8 protein-coding genes are annotated in these 16,531 nt (G+C 50.4%); 5 read left to right on the top strand and 3 right to left on the bottom strand.

Annotated features, from left to right (window positions below; all coding sequences use genetic code 11):
- Nucleotides 1-66: 66 nt before the first annotated feature.
- The 3 genes from C0081_RS05865 to C0081_RS05855 all read right to left on the bottom strand — a co-directional run bounded on the left by C0081_RS05865 (nt 67) and on the right by C0081_RS05855 (nt 6,252).
- Nucleotides 67-3,900, bottom strand: coding sequence for an Ig-like domain-containing protein (locus tag C0081_RS05865; RefSeq protein ID WP_101532883.1), 3,834 nt, complete (start codon nt 3,898-3,900; stop codon nt 67-69).
- 97 nt (nt 3,901-3,997) lie between these two features.
- The gene (locus tag C0081_RS05860) at nt 3,998-4,648 is read right to left on the bottom strand and encodes an Ig-like domain-containing protein (RefSeq protein WP_146006411.1); all 651 of its coding nucleotides are present in this window, start codon (nt 4,646-4,648) and stop codon (nt 3,998-4,000) included.
- Entirely contained in the window at nt 4,591-6,252 is a 1,662-nt protein-coding gene (locus tag C0081_RS05855; RefSeq protein ID WP_425349447.1) for a LamG-like jellyroll fold domain-containing protein, read from the bottom strand. The genes C0081_RS05860 and C0081_RS05855 overlap by 58 nt, the downstream gene beginning before the upstream one ends.
- Nucleotides 6,253-6,718: 466 nt before the next feature.
- Between C0081_RS05855 and C0081_RS05850 the strand changes: the two genes are divergently transcribed.
- From C0081_RS05850 to C0081_RS05830, 5 genes are all read left to right on the top strand, one after another.
- Complete coding sequence (locus tag C0081_RS05850; protein WP_101532880.1) at nt 6,719-8,548, top strand: ABC transporter transmembrane domain-containing protein; 1,830 nt, start codon at nt 6,719-6,721, stop codon at nt 8,546-8,548.
- Entirely contained in the window at nt 8,545-11,100 is a 2,556-nt protein-coding gene (locus C0081_RS05845) for a peptidase domain-containing ABC transporter (protein ID WP_101532879.1), read from the top strand. Before C0081_RS05850 ends, C0081_RS05845 begins: the two co-directional genes overlap by 4 nt.
- 128 nt (nt 11,101-11,228) lie before the next feature.
- Nucleotides 11,229-12,563, top strand: coding sequence for an HlyD family type I secretion periplasmic adaptor subunit (locus C0081_RS05840; RefSeq protein ID WP_180966774.1), 1,335 nt, complete (start codon nt 11,229-11,231; stop codon nt 12,561-12,563).
- Between the two features lie 150 nt (nt 12,564-12,713).
- On the top strand, nt 12,714-14,189 hold the full coding sequence (locus C0081_RS05835) for a TolC family protein (protein ID WP_101532877.1): 1,476 nt from the start codon (nt 12,714-12,716) through the stop codon (nt 14,187-14,189).
- A gap of 172 nt (nt 14,190-14,361) precedes the next feature.
- Nucleotides 14,362-16,530: a two-component system response regulator gene (locus C0081_RS05830; RefSeq protein ID WP_101532876.1), complete on the top strand. Its 2,169-nt coding sequence runs from the start codon at nt 14,362-14,364 to the stop codon at nt 16,528-16,530.
- Nucleotide 16,531 lies beyond the last annotated feature (1 nt).

The following is a 16,531-nucleotide window of genomic DNA, read 5'->3' as shown; positions in this document are numbered from 1 at the left end:
ATAAGAAAATAGCCTCTTTTTTTCGCGAAAAGAGGCTATCTGTAAACAGTGTAAATTTTGTATGACTTACCAGGCGATGCGATCGATATTTTCAAACTCGATCTGGCTACCATCAGCGAAGTCAATTGTTCCTGAAGCATCGTCGGAGAGCAAAAACTCGTGATCATTGCTGTCAGAAACACTACCGCTGGTTATATTCAGGGTCCAATCATCACCAGCCGGGATCTCTTCTCCAATTCCCCCTTGTGTCGAGTTCGACCCATCCGCAGCGAAGAGTTCAATGGAGTCCGTCCAATCTGCTCCGGCACCCCCGTCGATATGGTCACTACCGTCGCCGATCATATAGAGGAACATGTCATTGCCATCCCCTCCGGCCATGATGTCATCGCCAAGACCACCTGTGATGGTATCATCGCCTGATAGGCCTGCAATTTTATCATTGCCTTCCGAACCGGTTAGAACGTCATTCCCGTCTGCGGTGGGGGCTTCTTGATATGTCACTTCGGTGATTTGATAATCAGAGCCATTGCTGCCATCTGTTTGCATATTGCTGCTAAAGACAATTTGATCGAAATTCTGATCAAAAGCCACATCAACAGTGCCGGTTCCGGACCCACTTCCTGTTTCGGTAAAGTCCCCCTCACCAACGAGCTTGCCATCATTATAAGCTTGATAATGCCCTTCCTCGCCATAATCAGACGAGTATAGATGCTGGAAATCAAAACTTGCAGAAGACACATCCTTGTCAAAATCAACAATAACAGTTTCTGATTGTCCCGTTGCTGAATCGTAGGCCAATTGATTGTCCATACCGCTATCGGTATGAGTGACGCCGCCGTTTGCGCCCAAACCGCTGTCCCAAGTGTCGATATTTGCGGCGCTGGCCTCGCTCAGTTCACCATTGACCAAATTTTGAGCGGTTACGGTATATCCATTCTCGGTATCAGACCAATTGGTTGTGTTTATAACGCCAGCTTGCCCAGACGTCATAGAGGTGCCGGTGATAGAGAGGCCTCTTGTTCCTTCATTCACATCTGCCACAGCGATGGTGAAGTCTTCTGACATCGTGCCGCCATTGCCATCATCGGAGGTTATTGTGAGGGCAATGTTTTCTTCTGTTTCATGATCCAGCGCTACACGATCTTTGAGTTTTAACTGCATGTTGCCCGCGCCATCATCGACGACTTCAAAGCGGTCATCGGAGACTGAATACGTATGCGTATCGGATGTGTCGACGTCCGTGGTTGACAGTGTGCCGATCACCGCGCCTGCGTTGTTCTCAGTCACAGAAGAGGACGAAAGGTCTACTGCCGTTGGTCCATCATTGGTGCCTGCTACGTTGAAGGTTAGCGTGCCCGTATCTGTCGATCCATTGCCATCAGCAGCTTCAAAGTCGACTGTAACAGTCCGCGTTTCTCCTGCTGCCAAATCGTCAAAATCAGATCCGGTGCTGAATTGGAACCCTTGATTGGTCCGTGTTTCTCCGGCCATGGACGGGTTCGAATTAAACGCAATAGAGCCGTGGCTCGGACCGTCGACGATCTTGAAGCTTGCCTGATCTCCATCCACGTCATTCGCCATCATTGAATGCCCTAGGTTTTGACCCTCAGAAATATTGTAACTGTAGTCATAGGCGGTGACTGCTTCATTGACATCGGCGACGTTAATGGTGAAGTCTTGATCAAAGCTGCCGCCATTGCCGTCATTGGAGGTTACGGTGAGGGTTACAGACTCTTCCGTCTCGTGATTCAGCGATACACCATCTTTGAGTTTGAGCTGCATGTTGCCTGCGCCATCATCAGCTACCTCAAAGCGGCGGTCCGAGACGGTGTAGCTGTGAGTGTCACTGGTGTCCGCATCGGAGGAAGACAGAGTGCCAATCACTGCGCCTGCATTGTTTTCAGTAACATCGCTTGCTGTCAGATCGACGGCTGTTGGTGCATCATTGGTGCCGGTAACTTCAATCGATATAGTGCCGGTGTCCGTTAAGCCATTGCCATCATCTGCTGTGAAGTCAAAGGAGACTGTGCGGCTTTCGCCAACGGCAAGATCATCAAAATCTGTGCCGGGTACAAAGCTGTAGGAGCCATCTGCATTGACCGTGACCGAACCTTGCGTAGGACCGGCGGACAGGCTGTAAGTGATGCTGTCACCATCCAGATCGGATGCGGTGGCCGTGCCTTTCAAGGACGCATTCTCAGACGTGGTGCTAGTGCCATCGTTTGCTGTGACGGCTTCATTGAGATCTCCTACGTCAATGGTCAACGTCTGGCTGTCACTCAATCCGCCGCTATCGGTGACCGTCACTGTGACGTCGAGTGTCGCTTCGGTCTCATGATCAAGGCTGTTGCCATCTTTGAGTTTGAGAACCGTTGAACCGGACCCGTTGTCGACCACTTCAAAACGGTCGTCAGAAACACTATAGGTGTGGGTGTCTGCATCGTCGGGGTCTGTTACACCCAAGACCGCAATTTCCGCGCCAGTTTCATTCTCCAAAACACCAAAGCCATCACTGTCGGTGATTTGGAAATTATCCAAAATGGTGCCGTAGTTATTGTCGCTGCCTATCTCGGTGAAGGTGATCGTATCAGAGCCGTCGCCCGACCCAGCTGTGATGTTCAAGGCATAACTGTTCCAGCCCATGCCGTCGACAGAAGGATCTATGGTGGCGATTACTTCCCCATTCCAGCTGACCTGAACCACGCTTTGGCCTGCCGCATCCTCGGCGCTGCCCTTACCGCTTCCGTCTGCTCCGCGAGATTTCAGGTCCAATGTGACAGTGTATTCGTCGCCATCTTTAAGCCCGTCCATTACGCGGCTCAATTCACCGTTGGTCTCGCCGGCAAGGTCAACGTGATAGTCGCCGTCGGAGGCTCCTAGTCCCATATGCCCTGCTTCATGGACATCAATATCGGTCTGGGTCCAACCGTCAATGGTTGCGCCTTGATACCAGCCTGTGCCGTCTCCTCCTCCATGTTCCCCATTGCTGAAGCTCTCAAAGCTTCCGTTATAGAGGAAGTTAAAGGAGCCATCCGCGCTGAGAGATGGCGCTTCATTAACATCACCGACATTGATCGTCAGTGTCTGGCTGTCACTTAGTCCACCACTATCGGTTACTGTCACAACCACGTCGACCGTGTCTTCCACTTCATGATCAAGGCTGTTGCCATCCTTGAGTTTCAGCGTCATCTGGCCGTCTTGTTCTACAACTTCAAAACGCTCGTCTGAAACGGCATATGTATGGCTGTCACCCTCATCTGGATCGGCTACGGACAAGATCGCAATGGAGGCTCCGGTGTCATTTTCTGACACGGTCAGCAATTCATTGCCGTCAGCATCAAAGTTGCTTATCCGCACATTGTCGATGCCGAAAGCTTCGTCGGCAATTGATTGGTCCAGTGAACTGGATATGCTGAAATCAATGGCACTATCAGGATTGTTGACGGTGATCTGGACCTGATGGACCTGATCATTGTACCCCCCGAACATGTCATTGGTGTTTTCGTCATTGGTGACCAGTGTCCAGGAAACATTACCAGATGTGCCCGAAGCCGTTTCATTGCTCCAGTTGAAATCCATTGGTATTTCAATGGTCTCGCCAGCGACTTCAATGATGATCATCTCTGCGCCGGAATTGCCACTATAATTATCACCTCGTCCGTCCCAGCTATCAATTTCGAGAAGATCAAATTCAATAACGGTGCTTTCGGCTGCGTCAGGTGTTGTCAAAGACGTTGAGGTCCCTTCCATGCCGCTTTCAAAGCCAAAGCGGCCAAGGATGGTGTTTGACGACCCATCATCGGTGCGTGTCGTGTTGGACCAACCGTCAGCATCACTCTCAAAGTCTTGCAGATTGTCCGCCTCGTGAGAAAGTACCGGTGCTTCATTAAGGTCTGCCACGTTGATCGTGAAGTCATCCGAGGCGGTTCCGCCATTACCATCATCTGAAGTAATGGTAAGAGTGACGTTGGGCTCTGTCTCATGATCCAGTGAGACATCANTAGGACAGCAGGGGAGTAAAGTGGCCAGCTTCCTCAGATACGCTAAATGTTATTTCGACGGTAAACTGGCTCTGGTCGCCTAAAATGTCGCCATTTTCACTGACCGAAACAAAGGCATTGTTGCCGCTATCTTCATTGAGACTGATGCCATTGTTTGAAGAATTCAGATCTATCGCTGTCGGCGCATCATTGGTACCGGTGACTTCAATGGATATGGTGCCGGTGTCCGTTAGGCCATTGCCATCATCTGCTGTGAANGTTGAGCCGTTGCCGTCATCTGCTGTGAAGTCAAAGGAGATTGTGCGGCTTTCTCCAACGGCTAGATCATCAAAGTCTGTGCCGGGTGCAAAGCTGTAGGAGCCATCTGCATTCAGTGTGACGGTGCCTTGGTCTGGCTGTCCATCAAGGCTGTAGCTGATACTGTCACCATCCAGATCGGATGCGGTGGCATTGCCGTTCAGAGTTACATTCTCGGAAGTCGTGCCAGTCCCGTCATTGGCGGTGACCGCTTCATTGAGGTCAGCCACATTGATAGTGAAGTTCTGATCGAGAGTGCCACCGTTGCCATCATTGGAGGTGACGGAGAGGGTCACAGATGCTTCTGCTTCATGATCCAGCGATACGCCGTCCTTGAGCTTGAGCTGCATGTTGCCNNNTCCTGATCCAGAGTGCCGCCGTTGCCGTCATCGGATGTTATGGTGAGGGTTACAGATGCTTCTGCTTCATGATCCAGCGATACGCCGTCCTTGAGTTTGAGCTGCATGTTGCCCGCACCATCGTCGACCACTTCAAAACGATCATCCGAGACGGTGTAGCTGTGAGTATCGCTGGTGTCCACATCGGTTGACGTGAGGGTACCAATGATGGCGCCTGCGTTGTTCTCGGACACTGCCTGATTATAGACAATGGAGCTTTCAGACCAAGAGCTACCCTCAACATGCCCTTCGGAAAGATCGTGGTCGTTACCAGAAAGGTCGGCCAATGGGTCAAGACCGCTGAAGCCCCAATGTGCATTGAGACCGGCGTCTGTCGAATCGATGCCGTTGGTCGCATCGTCTTGGATCTGAGATATATCTCGAGCTTGGGAAAAAATGGCGACTTCATCTATATCACCAACGAAAACCTGATTGGTCGCAAATGAGCCACCTACACTATCCTGCTCTTGGCCGAGCACGATGGTGCCACCTGATGTCAAATTGACGCCAGTTTGCAAATTGTCGACCGAATATTCCAGCTGGCCATCAATATAGATGTCCAGAGATCCATCATCAGAATCTCGCACCACGGCCAAATCATGCGTTCCCCCATCATAGATGCTTGAATTGGGAATAGAGGTGGTAATCTTCTGATTGTTCAAATAGACGCTCAAAACACCTTCGCCGCTGTGCGATCCGACCAAAAAATCATTTTGATTGGTACCCGCCGAATAGGACAGCAGGGGAGTAAAGTGGCCAGCTTCCTCAGATACGCTAAATGTTATTTCGACGGTAAACTGGCTCTGGTCGCCTAAAATGTCGCCATTTTCACTGACCGAAACAAAGGCATTGTTGCCGCTATCTTCATTGAGACTGATGCCATTGTTTGAAGAATTCAGATCTATCGCTGTCGGCGCATCATTGGTACCGGTGACTTCAATGGATATGGTACCGGTGTCGGTTGAGCCATTGCCGTCATCTGCTGTGAAGTCAAAGGAGATTGTGCGGCTTTCTCCAACGGCTAGATCATCAAAGTCTGTGCCGGGTGCAAAGCTGTAGGAGCCATCTGCATTCAGTGTGACGGTGCCTTGCGCTGGCTGTCCATCAAGGCTGTAGCTGATACTGTCGCCATCCAGATCGGATGCGGTGGCATTGCCGTTCAGATTTACATTCTCGGAAGTTGTCTCTGAGCTGTCTTTCGCTTGGACCAAATGATTGACGTGTTCTGCCGAACCTTGTGTCGTTGAGCTGCCTCCGCTTGAGGAGCCCGATGAAAGTGATGCTGCTGTTGCTGATGATGCTAAAGGCTGTTCACCCTGACCGTTTGGTTGCGCACGCTCTTTTGGTTCTGTTGTGTCATGATTGAGGGACCGGCTTTCAGGTGCATTGTCCTGTGCGATATCGTCTGACGGAGCTGACAATCCGGTCAGAGAACCATTTGCAAAGGATCCCTCATTCTGTGTGGTTGGGATCGAAGATCCCGAATAGCTGCCTGATTGGGCTGATGGCACATAGTCGCCCGAATTTTGTGCTGCTCCACCTTGCGTTTCAGGCATCAAAACTTCGGCGTCATTGGCCAGACCATAGTGCAAATTCGGATTGAGGATATCCTGACGGGAGGCAAGCACATCGCCGGTATCATAGTCGCTTGTGGTCTTTTCCGCGTTGGCTTTTTGCATCGTCTGTTGAGCGCGATTGGCCTCATGCTTTGCCACGTCGTTGCTTGTCTTAATATCCGGGGTCTTGGTGTCAGCCATTTCCGTGATCCTCAATCTTCACGACCTAGAACGGTCAGGTATTTGGCATCGACATTATATCCAGTGTGATTAAGCGCTTGTTTGCAGGCATGGTTACGACGAAGTAAAAGTGGCCGGCATAGCCTTATTTTGTCGGATAATTGCAGTGTTGGTTAAGGAATGGTCAACAGAATTAAGGGCATATAGAGGGGACGCAAGAATTTTCATCTGCGACGTTTGGACCCTATTCGGCGGGCTGGCGTATGTTGCGAAAGAGATCCTCGGGATGACGACTCCATATCGATCAGACAGCGAAAAGGGTGTTTCTGGCCGGCAGCAGTCTGCATGGGCACGTCTGCATGAAGTTTTTAATCCCCCAAAATCCATGCAAGATTCCTGGTTTGCGCATTTGATCCGCGTGCCAAGACGGATCATTGCTGCGTCATTTGTGATCAATATGCTTGGGTTGGGTATGCCGTTGGTGATCTTGCAGATTTATGATCGCATCATCCCGAATATGTCTTACAACACCTTGTTCTATCTCATGGCCGGTTTGTTTGTTGTGATGGTGGTTGACACCATGCTTAAGGTTATGAGATCCCATATTTCTGGCTGGTCTGCTTCCTATATTGATTATGTTGCGGGTGTTGAAGCCGTCCGACGCGCGTTGTTGGCTCCTCCGTCAGCGTTGGAAAATGATGCTGCTAGCACTCACATCGATCGAATGAATGCTCTTTCGGCGACATCGAGAATGTTCGCTGGACCCGCCCGTATGGGGTTGGTTGATTTGCCGTTCATTTTTGTTTTTCTGGGTGTGATGGCGATCGTTAGCCCCTTGATTGCAAGTTTGCTGGTTGGACTATTTGCGATTTTCGCTTGGAGGCTGCTTGCAAGAGCGCAAGACATACAAATACTGCAAGATGAACGCCAGCAGCTGGACCGCCGCAAATATGATTTTGTAATCGAGGCCCTTTCGGGTGTCGAAACCATCAAAACCATGTCATGTGAACCGCAAATGATGCGTCGCTATGAAAGGTTGCAGGAATCCATTGCAGTTGCCTTTCATCAGTCCGTTAAACTTGACGGGGCAACCCAGTCGCTCTCCGCTGCTTTTGCTGCAGTTACCATGGTAACCATCGTCACAAGTGGCGCCCTTTTGGTGATACAGGGCACTCAGTCCATCGGTTCATTGGCGTGCTGCCTGCTTTTGGGTGGGCGCGCTGTGGAGGTTTTGGTGCGCTCTGTTCGATCCTGGAGCGAGATGAGCAACTTTGATCTGGTCAAAAAAAATGTGGATGCTCTGCTTACTATCAACCCGGAGCCTGACCGGAAAATAGAGAAAGCTAACTTGCAAACAGGGGCTGTGGTTCTGAAACATGTCACCATGGCCTCAAGTATGAATGAGGATGATCAGGCTTACACCATTTCACTCGACATCCCGAACGGGTCGATTATCGGCATTAAAGGCAACCAGCCAAGAGATGACCATCAGTTCTTGAGAATGCTCCGAGGCGTCGCTAAACCAGATGCGGGTGAATTGATGATTGGCGGGCGTAGCATTTACGATCTTGTTGATGCTGATCTGACAGACTCCATCGCCTATGTACCAAACAGCCCCGCTATTTTTAGTGGAAGTATTCTGGATAATCTTACTCTCTTCAAGACGCGAGACGGTCTGCAACAAGCTCGTGCCGCAGCCCAGTTGATTGGGCTTGAAAGTGACATTCAGCAGCTGCCTCATGGCTATGATATGATGATCGGGACCGGTGGCAATGAGACATTGCCACCTAGCTTCAGGCAACGCATATGTATCGCGCGTGCCATTGCGCAGCAGCCTCGTATCCTCATTCTGGAGGAAGCCAATGCATTGCTCGATCAGCGTGCCGACAATCTTCTGCGCAAGGGGCTTGAACAATTGCGAGGAACGATGACGATTGTTTTCCTGTCCAATCGCCCGTCCTTCCTCGCTCTTGCAGAGCGGCAATATATTCTCATAGACGGGGCGCTACAGAACCGTGAGGACCACCCATACCAAGCGACCCAAGCCCAAGCTAAGGGGAATGGCATCGCAAAAGCCATGCCAACGGCGGCGTCAACACTGGGAATGTCCGCATGAACGATAAAACACATGAAAAATCGGCCCCAACGGATCGTTCTATGCCTTTCGATGGTAAATCAACGGCTGGCCCCAAGATGACTGTCGCGCCGATAGGGAAGGCGCCAACGAAACAGAAAATGGCGCTTCCTCGTATGTTCCAAGGGGATATGCCGCGCCCTCAAAGAGGCGAAATCTCTCCGAATGCGCGCTTGTCAGATGTCGCGCAGCAAGTGAAACATGGTGAGGTGTCGCTTCAGGGTTTGGCCAACTATTCGGCGGAAAAAGAGTTTGCGAGCTTACCTGTCGACAAGGGAATTATGTCTGCGGAGGCAAGCGTCCAAGAGACTTTGCCAATCGCACCTGCGGTAGAAATCGGCCTTCAGGCCGAGCCTGTAGAACCCGATGTTGCGGTGCCCTACAACGAATATTCGGACTATGAAACCCTTTTGGGAATCAATGAACGCTGGAATGGTATTGATTACGGCAGTTCCGCTGGACGTTGTTTGCAGGTCTTGCTCCCACTGATGGGTTGGGGTGGCGATGGGCGGCATTTGGCTCAAGTCTTGCCCCATTTTAACACCGTAAACGATTTGACAGGCCTCAAGGCCGTCTTGACGCGGCTAAATTTTGTCGCAGTGGCAGACCAAGTGAGGCTATCATCGCTCTCACAGGAAAAACTGCCTTGCTTGTTTGAAGATAAAACGGGCATCGTGCATATTCTGTTGTCGGTTAATCACGGTGAAGGCACGATCAATAGCTTTTGCGGAGCCACGGGCGAGGAGAAAACGCTCAACTGTTTGGACCGTACGGAAACGATTTACCTGATCAAGCCGGTAGACATTGCCAGTCAGAAGCGGTTTGTGCAGTCCTTTGGCTGGGTCACACACGCTGCGGCTTCTTTTCGGAGGCTGTTTTTATCGTTGTTTGTGATCAATTTTGGCATCAATCTCGCTGCGATGGCCGTGCCAATTTTCATCATGTCTGTTTATGGATATGCGATTCCCTCCAAGGCGCCGGCCAGTCTGGGCATGTTTGTGGTTGGCATTGGCCTGATCATCACTGCGGATTATGCATTACGGCATCTGCGCACGCGGATATTGGCTTACATTGGTGCACGGTTCGATACTGCTCTCTCTGTGGAAGTCTTCCAGCGTTTGCTCTATATGCCCTATGCGATGATGCAGAATGCTTCGATGGGGTCACAGTTGTCTCGCTTGCGGCAATTCGAGAAGCTGCGCGAAATTTTTCTTGGGTCCTTCGGCACAGCTGTGCTGGATCTGCCCTTTGTGTTTGTGTTTATTATTGCAATCGCCATCATTGGCGGTTGGATTGCCGTGATACCGGCGGTCCTGCTTGTGGCCTATACAATTCTGGCCATCGTAACCGTGCCCATTGCAAAACGTCAGACCATGCAGTCGGGGGACGCCAAGTCCCAAAAACAGAATGTTATGATGGAACTGTTTCTTATGCATCGCGAAATTCGCAATGTCGGGGGTGGGGAAATATGGCAACAGCGCTATGAACAATCGGCTGCCAGCTTTGCGGCTCTTGATTTTAGGGCGCAGCATTTTTCGCAGAAAATTCAAATTGTCAGTCAGGCGTTTTCGATGGCCGCAGGTCTATGTACGCTCGGTGTGGGAACCATGATGGTTATGGCTGGTGATTTGGGGGTTGGTGGCCTGATCGCGATTATGGCATTAATCTGGCGCGTTTTATCACCGCTGCAAAATGCGTTTCTAAGCTTGTCGCGAGTTGGTAAGTTGATTGAAGCCATCCGGATGGTCAACAATCTGATGCGAATGCAGCCAGAACGTACCCCCGGTGTCATCCCGAGTATATCTCGCAATTTTGCTGGTCATATTACCACCAAAAATCTGTCATTCCGGTATCCGCAAGCCTCCGATGCGGCCATCAAAAGTGCCAATGTGACAATCAAGCCCGGTGAGATAGTTGCCATTACAGGCCCTAGCGGTGGCGGGAAGTCAACGTTTCTGAAATTGCTTGCCGGATTGTATCGGCCTGTCGCGGGAGCGGTTGGATTTGACCATTTGGACATCCGGCAGATCGACATGGGGGAATTGCGGTTTGAAATCAGCTACCAACCCGATCATCCAACCTTCTTTTACGGCACGGTTGAGCAGAATTTCCATCTTAATGATCCAAAGGCAGATCATAAGGAAATTCTGAGATTGATGGAGCATTTCGATATCAATCAGGCCCATCCCAACCTGCCGGAAGGGTTGCAAACCCGGCTTAAAACCGAGCTGGTGCATCAAATGCCAGACAGTTTTAAGCAGAAGCTGTTGCTCTGCCGAAGCTTTAGCAAGAGTGCAACTTACTATTTTCTCGACGAACCGGCGAACTACCTCGATTTTGATGCCGACCGCAAGTTCATGCAGCTTCTGGCTGAGAAGCGTGGGAAATCGACCATTTTGTTTACCACCCAGAGACCAAGCCATATGAAAGACGCGGATCGGGTCATCGTTCTTCATGAAGGACAGATCATACTCAATGGTCCTCCCGAACAGGTCCTGCCACAGCTGGATGCGTTTAATAAATCCGTTGCGTGATGAAACTTAAGTAGGGGCAAGAAGCTTCGCAGCAAGACAGTATTAACGTTAAGAATGATATAGTGCGGTGTGAATTTTGGACTTGCTGAGCGTGTGTGTGCCAGCAAGGGGACACTGGGGTTGTTTTGGTGAAATTTTTTAAACCCAAAAGAGTTGATCTTGATGCGAAGACGCTGACCTTGCCTTTGGCATTGGAGGCTGAACAGCCTCCGCAGCTTTTTGCTTATGTGGTGTCTGGATGTCTTGTCTTTCTGTTGGCCTTTATCGCGTGGACCTTCATCACTTCGGTGCTTGAAGTGACCCATGCCAGCGGGCAGGTTCAACCTTCTGGTTCTGTGCAGATGGTGCAGCATTTGGAAGGGGGATATATCGAAAAAGTACTTGTTGCTGAAGGAGACCGGGTTAAGGCCGGGCAGCCTTTGGTCAAGCTGCGCTCCACCGCGACCGAAAGTGAACGGGATCAATTGGCTATCCGTGCGGCCTCTCTGCGCATGTCTGTTGCCAGTCTTGATGCCTTGATGGACGGGAGTGAACGCCCTGATTTTCGTCGCGATATGCGCGTTTATCCGGCCTTGGCACAGTCGCAATTTTCTGTTTTTCTCTCCGAGAAAACCCGCATCAATCGCGAAGAAGCCAAAGTAGCCTCGCAGTTGGTGCGCCGCAAAGCAGAATTTAATGCCGCTTTGTCCGAGAAGAAAAGTGTCGAAAAACGAATTGAGATCGCTCAAGAGCAATTTAGCAGTCTGGAAAAATTGCTGCGTCAGCAATATGCCTCGCGCCGTTCCGTGCTGGAAGCTCAAGCCGCACTTGAAGAGGCGCGTGTGCGTCTTTATGCGCTGGAAGGCAAAATTGCCACCACACGAGAACAAGCAACCGAAGCCGAAATTCAGTTGGAACAGACCCGCGCGGTTTTGCGCAGTGAATTGGCCAAGGAACGGACCAAAAATGCGGGTGAATTGGCGGAGCTCGAACGTATTCTTACCAAACAGCAAGACAGAGTAGAGAGCCTTGATCTGGTTTCTCCCCGTGATGGTATCGTTCAGGAATTGGCGATCAATACAATCGGTGCTGTTGTCCGGTCTGGGGAAGTTGTCGCGCGTATCGTGCCCGATGATCGGAAAATCGTGGCGGATGTGCGTGTTCAGCCCAAAGACATTGGTCATATTCATAAAGGCGCAGAAGCCAAGATTACGGTTTCAACCTTTGATCCCTATGTGTTTGGCAGCCTTGATGGGCATGTTAAAACCATTTCCGCCACTTCGTTTGAAGATGAACGGGGGGACCCTTACTTTAAAGTTCAGGTTTCCTTGAAGGACAATTTCCTGTTACGCAATGGCATACCTTACCCCGTGTTGCCTGGAATGGTTGTCACAGCAGATATTGTTACTGGCAAGAAATCCCTTGCGCGCTATCTGCTCAAACCGGTTTACCGATCGATGGATGTGGCTTTTTCAGAGCGCTAGGATAACGGGTCTCGCCGAGACTGTTTTATCTCTTTTTTAACCATAAATACCTATTAGTTAGACTGTGGTCCTGTGCTTTAGTTTGCGCGGAAATCGCAGACATGGTTGAGCGGAAATAGTCAATACGACATCCCATATGGGGAAAAAGACATGGTTGTCACTGGCAGCATGAACAAATTACATCAGGGTGCCATGCGTGTGTTGGTCCAGAGATTGCTGCGTCTTTCGTGTGCTGTATTCGCGGCTGTTTTAGGCCTGTCGGTGCTGGGTGCCGAAGGCGTGCGGGCCGACAATCTTTCTCAAATGCTCTATGATGTTTATGATAACAATCCAGACATTCGCGCAGAAGAAGCAGGTCTTGATGTAAAACGGGCATCCACAAAAAAAACGCGCTCGGCTTTTATGCCTCAAATCGATGCCTTTGGCTCTCATTCCCTGACCAAGGAAAGACTCAAGAGCGGATCGACCACCCGTACACGGACAAGCCAATATGGTGTGTCTGCCAGTCAGCGTCTGTTCAACGGGTTCCAAACGCGAAACAATTTGATCAAATCAAAATATGAAGAGCGCTCTAGTGCCTATCAAGTGCGCAATCGCGAACGACAAATTTTGTTAGAAGCGGTTAAAGCTTACATGGATGTTTACGCTGCACGGCGCATGATCAATTTGCGACGTCAGCATTTGTCTAATCTGGAAAAGCAACGGCGTGCAACGTTGGCCCGAATACGCGCAGGAGAACTTACGCGGACTGATCTTTCCAAAACCGAAGTGCTGCTTTATCGCGCAAAAGCCTCGTTGGAAGGGGCTCTTGCTGATTTGGGTGGAGCTGCGGGCCGCTATGAATCTTTGGTGGGATACAAGCCGGGTGAATTGATCTATCCGGAAATGCCCATTCGCTATATGCCCAAAACAAAAGAGGAAGCCGCGAATAAGGCTCTGCGAATGCATCCGGATTTGCGTTCCTCCCGTTCTGATATCAAAGCAACAGAATATGCGGTCAAGGCCGCCAAAGGTGCGTTCCTCCCGTCTATAGATCTCAGCGGTGAGGTGAGCCGGAACTTTGCTTCAAGTCAGGCTGAAACGACTAAGACTGAACGTAGTTTTTCCCTGCGTCTAAGCTTGCCAATATTTGATGGTGGTGCTCGTCTTGCAGATGTCGAGAAAGCTCAAGCCGAGCATAGCCAGCGCAAATATATTAGCAATGCTTTGGCTGCGCGCATCAAGGCTGACGCCAAAGAGCAATATCTGCGTAATCGTGCTGCACAAGCCACTTTGCGTCAGGCGAGCGCAGAAGTGAAAGCTGCCCGTGCGCTTTTGCGTGGTATCAAGATTGAGGAAAAAGCCGGTCAACGTTCTTTCCTCGATATTCTGGATGCTGAAGTTTCGCTTTTAGATGCGCAGGAACTTGAAATTTATTCTAAAGCTGACTCTGTAATTGCGCTTTACACTTTTCTCGCTTCAACCGGTCAGTTGACTGTGTCAGGTGCGCGTAAAGCGCAAATCCAACATGATCCGGATGCAAGAGCCGCGGTTGCAAAAGCCGAGCAATTGGCCCGAGCCCGCATTCAACCTGCCAAACAGGCAGGGCCACGCAAGCCCCAAGACCCTTGGTCAGGGCTTCGCTAATGGCGCGCGCTTCATAATGCGTTAATGATGTTCGCAACTTTGTCGCGCGTTTTTGTCTCATAAAACCCGTGTTCCCGCTGCATTAACTTCTTTGAGATAGCTTCTTTCCTGACAAACGCGAGCAGCCTGTTATTTGGGGATAGGATGGCGCGCTGAGCAGTTGGGGCTGACAATGGCATTAATCCTGATCGTTGACGATCAAAATACCAATCGGCAAATCTATGCACAGATCGCAAAACGCATTGAAGAGGACATTGAAGTTGTAACCTGTCCGGGGCCTGCGGAGGCTTTGTTGTGGCTGAAGACGCATGCACCCGATCTTATTTTGACAGATTTCAATATGCCCGGAATGCAAGGTGATGACTTTATCGGTCATATCCGATCCGATCCAAAACATGCTGATGTGCCTATCATTGTCGTCACGGTCTTTGAAGATCGCACATTGCGTCTGCGTGCCCTTGATGCGGGTGCTACGGATCTGTTGCTCAGTCCTGTTGATCATCGTGAATTTGTGGCGCGGGCCCGAAATCTTCTCAAAATGCATCGTCAAAGCCAGGTGCTATCTCATCGGGCTAATGCTTTGCTTGAGTCTCTCAAAAAAAGCGAAAGCATTCTGGCTTGGACGCAGCGGGAAAATGCGAGCCGGTTGGTGAATGTGATCGACACAATTCCCGTTATGGTCAGCGCAACCGATCTGGACGGGTGTTTCCTTTTCATGAATGTATATAAGGCCAATTTCCTAGGGCTCAAACCTGAGGATGTGATTGGCCGCAATCGTTTGGATGTGTTGGGAAAACAGAAAAGCGAGCGCAACTCTGCCATTGATCAACTTGTAATATCATCACGCAACGGTCTGCGATCCTTTGAAGAAGAGTTCACCGGATCAGACGGAACCAAACGGGTGTTCCTGACCAGCAAATCCCCTTTGATGGAAGGGGATACCGTCATTGGCGTTGTGACATCTTCGCAGGATATTACCGATCGCAAGGCCGCTGAGACTCACCTGCATCATATGGCCCATCATGATGCCATGACCGGGCTTGCCAATCGTTCGATGCTGCGCGACAGGGTCGATCGCGAGATTGGTCGATGTCGCCGGGGAGACGGCCGATTTGCTATCCATATTATCGATTTGGATGGTTTTAAACAGGTCAATGATGTTCACGGGCATGCAACTGGGGATGAGCTTCTGGTTCGGGTTGGCGAGGGCTTGAGAGAAATCGTAGGAGAAAACGATCTTGTTGCGCGTTTGGGCGGCGATGAATTTGCTGTGCTTCAGGCCAACGTGACCTCGGAGAGCCAGATTGAGCAACTAGGTAAAAATATTGCTGCCCATTTGCCTGGTGCTATCGCTTTGGTCGAAATGTCATCGCCAGTAACGGCGTCTATCGGTATTTCCGTGCATCCCGAAGATGGTGCAGACTTTGAACAGCTGGTTCGCAACGCTGATCTAGCAATGTATCGCACCAAGGCAGCCAGCGGTGATGGGTTCTGTTTCTTCGCCGCCAATATGGATGCTCGTGCACGAGAAGAACAGCGCATCGACAACGCTTTGCGACAAGCGCTGGAAGACGAACAATTTGTTTTGCACTATCAGCAACAGGTCGATCTTAAAACCGGACTTATAATCGGTTGTGAAGCTTTGTTGCGTATGCGTGACGGTGAGGGTGGGTTTATACCACCTGGTGAGTTTTTGCCGCGCGCTGAACGCAACGGGCTCATCATGCCAATCAATGAATGGGTTATTGAAGAGGCCTGCAGACAAGGCGCTCGTTGGCATCGCATGGGATTGCCTGATTTCACCATAGGGGTCAATCTTTCTCCCGTTCAGTTCCAGCGCCAATCGGTCCCGCTTCTGGTCGCACGAATTCTTGGTGAGACTGGCATGCCCGCGCATTTGCTGGACTTGGAATTGACTGAAAGCATTGTCTTGCATGATCGCGAGCAAGTGGCCATTCAATTGGGTCAGTTGCGTGATTTGGGTGTCAAAATTTCAATCGATGATTATGGGACAGGGTGCTCTTCACTCTCTTATGTGAAGCATTTCCCTGTCGACAGACTTAAGATTGATCAGTCTTTTGTGCGTGATATGCAGAGTAATCCTTCCGACGCTGCCATCGTGCGCGCAACCATCAATTTGGGGCATTCACTTGGATTGGAAGTGATTGCGGAAGGGGTTGAAACCAAAGCTGTTGCCAACCTGCTGTTGCTTGAACATTGTGATAAGGCCCAAGGCTATCACTTTGGGCGCCCGCAAGGGGCTGACGTTTTAGAACAACAGATGCTTGCGCAAACTGGCAACAAGATAGACCATGTTGAGAAGATCCAGGGGCTTGCGTAAG

Source organism: Cohaesibacter celericrescens, from assembly GCF_002866925.1.
GTDB classification, from domain to species: domain Bacteria; phylum Pseudomonadota; class Alphaproteobacteria; order Rhizobiales; family Cohaesibacteraceae; genus Cohaesibacter; species Cohaesibacter celericrescens.
Note: the sequence above shows the minus strand (reverse complement) of the source record. Positions and strands in the feature narration are given on the sequence as shown.